Genomic DNA, 7,022 nt, shown 5'->3' with positions numbered 1-7,022 from the left:
AAATTTAAAAAGTTACACCACTGTTACTTTTGTTACGAATTTGTAATCTAAAGTAACAGTGGTGTAACTGTTATATGTAACCCCTATATGATAATATTAAACCATAGAAAAGAGATAAACTAAATTTTAGCAATGGACATGACTTCCGAGGTTGTTTGAGCCACGTGTGGGCGAAGTACTTGAGCGAAGTGAATTTTTACATAAATATTAATAACAAAGGATGGGATGAGCATGAAAAGAGCAATAACAACATTATCATTATTATGTGGAGGATTATTATTTATAAATCCAATTACAAATATAATATTTGCACAAAATACAAATAACCAACCTGTTACAGAGTTGGTTGAATGCAGAGATATAAATAAAGAAACAATAATGACAAATGAAGAAAATATAGAACAAAAAAACATAAATAATGAAATTAAAGAAAATGAAGTATACAAAGAAGAAATAGTAAAAGAAAATATAGCAAAGCTAGAAGTTAATAATGAAGTAATAAAACCAAAAATAAATAATGAAATAGTAGAGTGTGAAAATACTCAGATTGCTGAAAATAATAAAGAAGAAATAATAAAGGAAGAAGCAGAAGATAAAAATACTGTTGAAGTTATAGAAGTGCTAAATCAACAACAAGCTGAAGAATTATTAAAAATGTACAATAAAGATGTAAATTATACATTCGAAGGGAATGAAAATACTTTTGAAGTTTTAAATCAAAAAGGATTAAGTGGATATGTATTTTTCCCAGATTATGATACAGATTTAGGATTCTTTGTTGATAAGAATAGTGCTAGTATATATTACTTCCACCCAAGTGGATACCTTGAATTAGCTATATAAAATGTTTATATAAACTTCAAATTAAAACTTATAAAAACCTCTGATTTCAATTGAAATTAGAGGTTTTTTATATAATGAAGCTAAATAATTAATTTGAATTTAGTTTAGTTGAAAAATTATATATAATCACACACAAAACATTTTATAATCATAAAGTAATTTTATATTTATCCGTACTATTAAAGTAATAAAATATTTGAGGTGATGAAATGATTGATAAAATACAATTATTAGAAATGACATCTAAATTATCAATGCTTAATTCGAGTAATAATGACGATAATTCAAGCAATGAATCATTTGATATAGCAATGATAAGTCTATTAAAAGCAGTAGCACAAAAAAATAAAGCTGATAACATAAATACAAATAGTATAAGTATAGATAATAAAATTAATTATGAAAATGTAACTTTAGAAACAGAAAATAGTATTCAAAATACTAATAAAATACAGTCAGCATCAAAAGATATAGATAGAAATCAAAGGATAGATAAGGCTGTTAGTATGTCAGCTGAAAAGTATGGAGTAGATGAAAACTTAATAAGGGCAATAATAAAAGTTGAATCAAACTTTAATCCTAATAGTGTATCACCAGCAGGAGCGAAAGGATTGATGCAGCTTATGCCTGAGAACTGTAGGAATTTAGGCATAAAAAATCCATTAAATATAGAAGAAAATATAGATGGTGGAACTAGACATATAAAAGAATATTTAGATAGATATGATGGGAATGTAGAAATGGCTCTTATGGCTTATAATGGTGGACCAACCAGAATGGCAAGAAGAGGCGTGAAATCTATAGTAGATATATATAAAATGCCAAAAGAAACACAAAATTATGTTCCAAAAGTAATGAAGTATTATAAAGTATAAAAGAATCAACTAAAAAATAATTTAAGTAATAGATTAAAATATGTATTGTTTCAAACTGTTCCTATCAAAAAATAAAATAATATAAAAATCAGCTTTATTTATAGCTGATTTTTATATTATTTTAAGCATAAATAATAATCTATTTTTTAATTCCTTAAACTTATTCTCAGATACTGGAACTACCTTAGAATTTATAATAACAGAAGTTCTGTTAAGTTTTCTTATTTTTTTTAGATTAATTAAGTGATTATTGTGGCACCTAAAAAAATCAGATGGATTTAAATTCTTCTCCAGCATGTCAATATTATGAGGAATAGTAACAAAATTGTTGCTAGTATAAGCAATGCAATTGTTACATCTAGACTCTATAAATAAAATGGACTTAGTAGATACACCACCTAATATATTGATATAGTTTTTATGAATATGCATTTTTTTTATAGGTTTATTTTCATCATCTAAATCTCTAATACATAGCAAAAGTTCATCTTCAAAAGCTGAATATTTCAAAGGTTTAAGTATATACTTGAAATCTTTTAAAGAAAAACCATTAAGCATAAAATCTACTATCTCAGGCATGAAAACTATTTGAATATCGCTATACAAAGATTTGATTTTTTCATAAGTCTTAAAAACTGTTTGTTTATTAGTTAAATTAATATTAAGTAATAAAATATCTATGTGTTTAGGTGGTTTATTCACTAACTCATTAAAAGATTCAAACTTAGAAAGCTTATATTTGAAATCATGAAATGAAGAAAACTTAACTAAATAACTATTCAAGGTACTTACTTGATCAAGCTCATCACAACATATAGTTACATTAATCATATCAATCTCCTTTAAAAATATTGTATAATGGATTATTAAGTATATGAATTATTCAAGCTATATATAACTTAAATATACAATTTTTCAATAAATTAAAAAACTTCAAAAAATACAATTATATACATTTTAAATTATGCATATAAAACTTAATTTATATTCCTTAAAAAATCAAAATAATTAAAAATCAGAATAATTAAAAATCAGAGTGAAATTTAACTCAAGTAATTTAAGGTGTGACCGTATTATTAATAAATAGAAAACTATATATAAAATTTATAAAATATTATAGAGGTTAAAGATGAAAGTAAGAAATATAGGGTTGAACACAGGATTAAGTATAGAAAGTAAAAATAGCAAAAGTAAACTAGATTTTACTGATAGTTTTAATCAAACAAATAGATCGAAAACAAAAGAAGAGTTAGATGCATATATAGAGGAAATAAAAAAAACAGGTGAACGGTTAGTAGTAACCCAAAATTATACAGATGTAATAAAATACAAACAAGTTATAAAAGGATATTTAAAATCAATAGTAGATTATGTTTATAGCTTAAATAAAAATGACAGCTTTTGGGATAGAAACTATTTTACTACAGTAAAAACAGTAAATGAAAAACTAGAGGAAATAACAAAAGAACTAATATATGAACAAAAAGAAAATATTGATGTAGCCGCTAAAATAGATGAAATAAATGGACTTTTAATAGATATATACATGTAAGGAGAAAAGAAAATGAAAACACTAGCAAATCAAGATGGAATATATGAAATACAATTTGAACAATTGGTAGAAGGAGAAAAAGAATCTATAAACAGTACGGAAGAAATAATGAATGGTCAAATGGATGTAACAGTATCAATGGGATCTACAAGAGAAAAAATAGAAAAAATAGTAAATCTAAAAGTTGGAGATATAATACAGCTAGATAAGAACGTAGAAGAAGCATTAGATATAAACATAAATGGAAAATCAATAGCAAGTGGAGAAAGCATAATAATAGATAATAAATTAGCAGTGAGATTATCAAAGATAAAAAATGAAGAAGATGATAATTAAGATATAAAGTATAGAATTAAGGAGGATGTCAATGAACATAAGTCCAGTAAAATTTAGAAATATTGAAAATATATATAAGGCCAATAAAATGGAAGTTAAAAACGTAGATAGTAAAAGAAAAGATACTATTGAAATATCAGAATTAGGAAAATACCTAAACAAAGTAAATGCAAATAAAGAAGAAGTTGATATAAATAAAATAAATGAATTGAAACGAAAAATAGAAAATGGGACATATAAAGTTGATTCAAAAGCTTTAGCGAAAAAAATAATAGATAGTATGAAGGGGGAGATATAATTGAGCCCAGAATTAAAGATAATCATATATGAAGAAAAAAATATATTAAAAAAACTATTAAATTTACTAGATGAGCAACATGAATTAGTTATAAATAAAGAAGTTCTGAAAATGGACAAAATAGCTCAAGAACTGGATAATACATCAAAAGAGCTTGCAACTGTAGAAATAAAAAGAAGAAATATAATGGGCAGTGAAAGCAGTATGAAAACAGTTATAGAAAACTGTGAAGATGAAAATATAAAGCAAGCTTATGAAGAAATAGAAAGCACTTTAAAAATGATAGAAATACAAAAAGAAGCAAATTCAAATCTTATAAAACAAAGACTATTTTTTACAAAGAAAATGATAAACTTTATAAAACCAAATAAAGGCGCAGGAACATATAATTCATATGGACAAGTAGGAAAATAATAATTGGAGGGAAATGATGGCGGGATTATTAGGTAGCTTACAATCAGCAAGGTCGGGAATGACTGTAAGTCAAATGTCGATAGAAACAACTTCACATAATATAAATAATATGAATACACCAGGGTATTCAAGGCAAAAAGTAGAACAAAGTGCGAAAAGTGCATATAGTTATCCAGGATATAATAGTAGTATGGGTGCAGGTCAATTAGGAACAGGTGTACAAGCTACAGATATTACAATAATAAGAAATACATTTTATGATTTTCAGTTTAGAAATGAATCTCATAATCAAGGAAAAATAAATGTTAAATATGATCATTACACAAATATGGAAAAAATATTTAATGAGCCATCAGAGACATCTATATCAGCATCTATTGCAAACTTTTTTAGTAGTTGGCAAGAATTAACAAAAAATCCAACGGATGTAGCATCTAAAGATATAGTTACTCAAAATGGTAAATATTTAGCGGATAATATAAGTAATATAAAAGAAAAATTAGAAACTTTAAGCTCACAAGCTAATGTAAAGCTTAATGAAGATGTTGAATCAATAAATGATATGCTTGACCAATTAAGAGAACTTGATAAGCAAATAAAGATAGTTCAAGGTAGTGGAAAATCTCCTAATGACTTAATGGATCAAAGAGACAATGTAATTGATGATTTAAGTTTTAAAATGAACGTAGGAAATGATGATATAAAAACAGCTTTAGAAAATGGGTTATCAAAAGTTGAAATTACAGACAGTGCAAGTGGAGAAAAGCAATTAACTTTAACATACGGAAATCCTAGTCAAACTAAAGATATACCAGCAGATAAAATATCAGGTGAGATTCAAGGTTCTTTAGAGATGATAGATAAAATAAAAGAATATACAACAAGTCTAACAGAACTTGCAAAAGGTATAGCTACAGGTGTTAATCAGGTTTTAAGTGGAAAATCTTTAGATAATGTTGATGGAACTTTAGGCACTGAAATAAATAAAGATACGGATTTCTTTGTATTTGATGAAAAAGGTAACCCTATAATTAAAGTTAATGAAAAATATACAAAAAATCCTAGAGAACTAAATGTAACAACGGATATAGCTCAAAATATGTATAAATTAAAAGATGAAAAATTTGCAATTGGTGCATCGGGAGAAGAAACTACTATAGATAAATTTTACAATAATATAATACAAAAACTAGGAAATGAAGCTCAAGAAGTTATAAGAAATGAAAAAAATCAAAGTAAAATATTAAAAGAAATAGATAATTTAAGAACTAATGTATCAGGGGTATCATTAGATGAGGAAATGATAAACTTAGTACAATTTCAACATGCATACAATGCAAGTGCAAAAGTAATATCTACAATAGACTCTTTATTAGACGTAGTAGTAAATGGTTTAAAGAGATAATTAGGAGGATAAAATGAGACTAACTAATACTTCGATGATAAGAAATCATATGTATGATACGCAACAAAATTTAACAAGAATGAATAAAATAAACGAACAAATAAACTCAGGTAAAATGGTAAATAGAGTATCTGATGACCCACATAAAGCTATAAGAATAATGAATTTAAATAATGAAATAAGATATACTGAAAAGTATAACTATAATATAGATGAGACTGTAGGATGGTTGAATACTACAGATGCTTCATTAGAACATTTCGGGAACGTACTTAAAGATATAAAAGATGAGCTATTAAAGGTTGGGAATGGAACATACTCAGAAGAAGAAATGAAGTCTATAAATGCTGAGATAAATGAAAATATAAAAGAACTTGGAGATGTTTTAAATACAACTTATGGTGGGAAATATATGTTTGGAGGTACAACTGTAGATGAAGCACCTATAAAGGTAGTAGAAAATGCAGATGGAACAGTAACATTAGAAGTTAATAAAAATTCAAATACGGACAATTTAAAAGCGGATATATCAGATGGTATAAATATAGATTATAATCTATCGGTTGGAGAAATATTTAATACAGTTGACGATAGTGGTAATCCTATGAACTTGCTTGATGAAATAAATAATATATCTAAATATATGAATGATATAGCAAATGAAAAAGATCCTGCAAAAGTTCAAATAGCTAAAAAGAACTTACTAGAAACAACGAAAGAAAAAGTGGATGTATTATATAATCATGCCTTAGATGAAAGAACATCTCTTGGTGTAAGAGTAAGTACAGCTGAAAAAGTAAGAGAACTTAATGAAGAAAATATATTAAATATGAAAGGAGTATTATCTCTAGATCAAGATGTAGACCATGTTGAAAAATTTATAGAGTTAAAATCAGCAGAACTTGTTTATCAAGCGTCTATAAAAGTAGGTTCAAATTTAATACAACCAACTATATTAGATTATTTAAGATAATCAGGAGGTAAATATGGAAATAATATTTGAAAAAGGGATACCTGGATTTGAAGAATATAGAACTTTTGTAATAAACGAAGTTAAAGAAAATAATAAATTCAAAATGATAACTTCAACAGAAGATATAAATATAGGATTTATAGCTATATCTCCTTTTGAAGTAAAAAAAGATTATGAAATAGACTTAAATGATGAAATAATAAATGAATTAAAAGTAGAAAGTCCTAAAGATGTATTGGTGTTAAGTTTAATAACACTAGGAAAAACATTAAGTAAAAGTACAGTTAATTTAAAAGCTCCTATAATAATAAATATAAAGAATAATA

Annotated in this window: 10 protein-coding genes; 9 read left to right on the top strand and 1 reads right to left on the bottom strand. The window is 25.6% G+C overall.

Annotation, left to right across the window (positions count from 1 at the left end; genetic code table 11):
* The first annotated feature begins 231 nt into the window (after nucleotides 1-231).
* Both VLM92_RS04275 and VLM92_RS04270 read left to right on the top strand, forming a co-directional pair.
* Nucleotides 232-843: a hypothetical protein gene (locus VLM92_RS04275; RefSeq protein WP_325275116.1), complete on the top strand. Its 612-nt coding sequence runs from the start codon at nucleotides 232-234 to the stop codon at nucleotides 841-843.
* A 209-nt stretch (nucleotides 844-1,052) separates the two neighbouring features.
* Nucleotides 1,053-1,718, top strand: coding sequence for a lytic transglycosylase domain-containing protein (locus tag VLM92_RS04270; RefSeq protein WP_325275115.1), 666 nt, complete (start codon nucleotides 1,053-1,055; stop codon nucleotides 1,716-1,718).
* A gap of 111 nt (nucleotides 1,719-1,829) precedes the next feature.
* On the opposite strand, the gene VLM92_RS04265 is transcribed toward VLM92_RS04270, so the two are convergent.
* Nucleotides 1,830-2,549, bottom strand: coding sequence for a LytTR family DNA-binding domain-containing protein (locus VLM92_RS04265; RefSeq protein ID WP_325275114.1), 720 nt, complete (start codon nucleotides 2,547-2,549; stop codon nucleotides 1,830-1,832).
* A 298-nt stretch (nucleotides 2,550-2,847) separates the two neighbouring features.
* On the opposite strand from VLM92_RS04265, the gene VLM92_RS04260 reads away from it, so the two are divergent.
* From VLM92_RS04260 to fliW, 7 genes are all read left to right on the top strand, one after another.
* The gene (locus tag VLM92_RS04260) at nucleotides 2,848-3,270 is read left to right on the top strand and encodes a YaaR family protein (protein WP_325275113.1); all 423 of its coding nucleotides are present in this window, start codon (nucleotides 2,848-2,850) and stop codon (nucleotides 3,268-3,270) included.
* 12 nt (nucleotides 3,271-3,282) lie between these two features.
* Nucleotides 3,283-3,606, top strand: coding sequence for a FliM/FliN family flagellar motor C-terminal domain-containing protein (locus VLM92_RS04255; RefSeq protein ID WP_325275112.1), 324 nt, complete (start codon nucleotides 3,283-3,285; stop codon nucleotides 3,604-3,606).
* 31 nt (nucleotides 3,607-3,637) lie between these two features.
* Nucleotides 3,638-3,904: a flagellar biosynthesis anti-sigma factor FlgM gene (flgM, locus tag VLM92_RS04250; protein WP_325275111.1), complete on the top strand. Its 267-nt coding sequence runs from the start codon at nucleotides 3,638-3,640 to the stop codon at nucleotides 3,902-3,904.
* Nucleotides 3,905-4,318: a flagellar protein FlgN gene (locus VLM92_RS04245; protein ID WP_325275110.1), complete on the top strand. Its 414-nt coding sequence runs from the start codon at nucleotides 3,905-3,907 to the stop codon at nucleotides 4,316-4,318. It abuts the gene before it with no gap.
* 16 nt (nucleotides 4,319-4,334) lie between these two features.
* The gene (gene flgK / locus VLM92_RS04240) at nucleotides 4,335-5,723 is read left to right on the top strand and encodes a flagellar hook-associated protein FlgK (protein ID WP_325275109.1); all 1,389 of its coding nucleotides are present in this window, start codon (nucleotides 4,335-4,337) and stop codon (nucleotides 5,721-5,723) included.
* Nucleotides 5,724-5,736: 13 nt separating this feature from the next.
* Nucleotides 5,737-6,696 (top strand): flagellar hook-associated protein FlgL, encoded by a 960-nt coding sequence (gene flgL, locus VLM92_RS04235; RefSeq protein ID WP_325275108.1) that lies wholly within the window; start codon nucleotides 5,737-5,739, stop codon nucleotides 6,694-6,696.
* A gap of 13 nt (nucleotides 6,697-6,709) precedes the next feature.
* The coding region (gene fliW, locus VLM92_RS04230) for a flagellar assembly protein FliW (RefSeq protein WP_325275107.1) at nucleotides 6,710-7,022 on the top strand (313 nt) is incomplete at its 3' end.

The sequence above is a fragment of the Romboutsia sp. genome (genome assembly GCF_035470145.1).
Lineage (GTDB): Bacteria > Bacillota > Clostridia > Peptostreptococcales > Peptostreptococcaceae > Romboutsia_D.
This window is presented reverse-complemented; position numbering and strand designations above follow the sequence as displayed.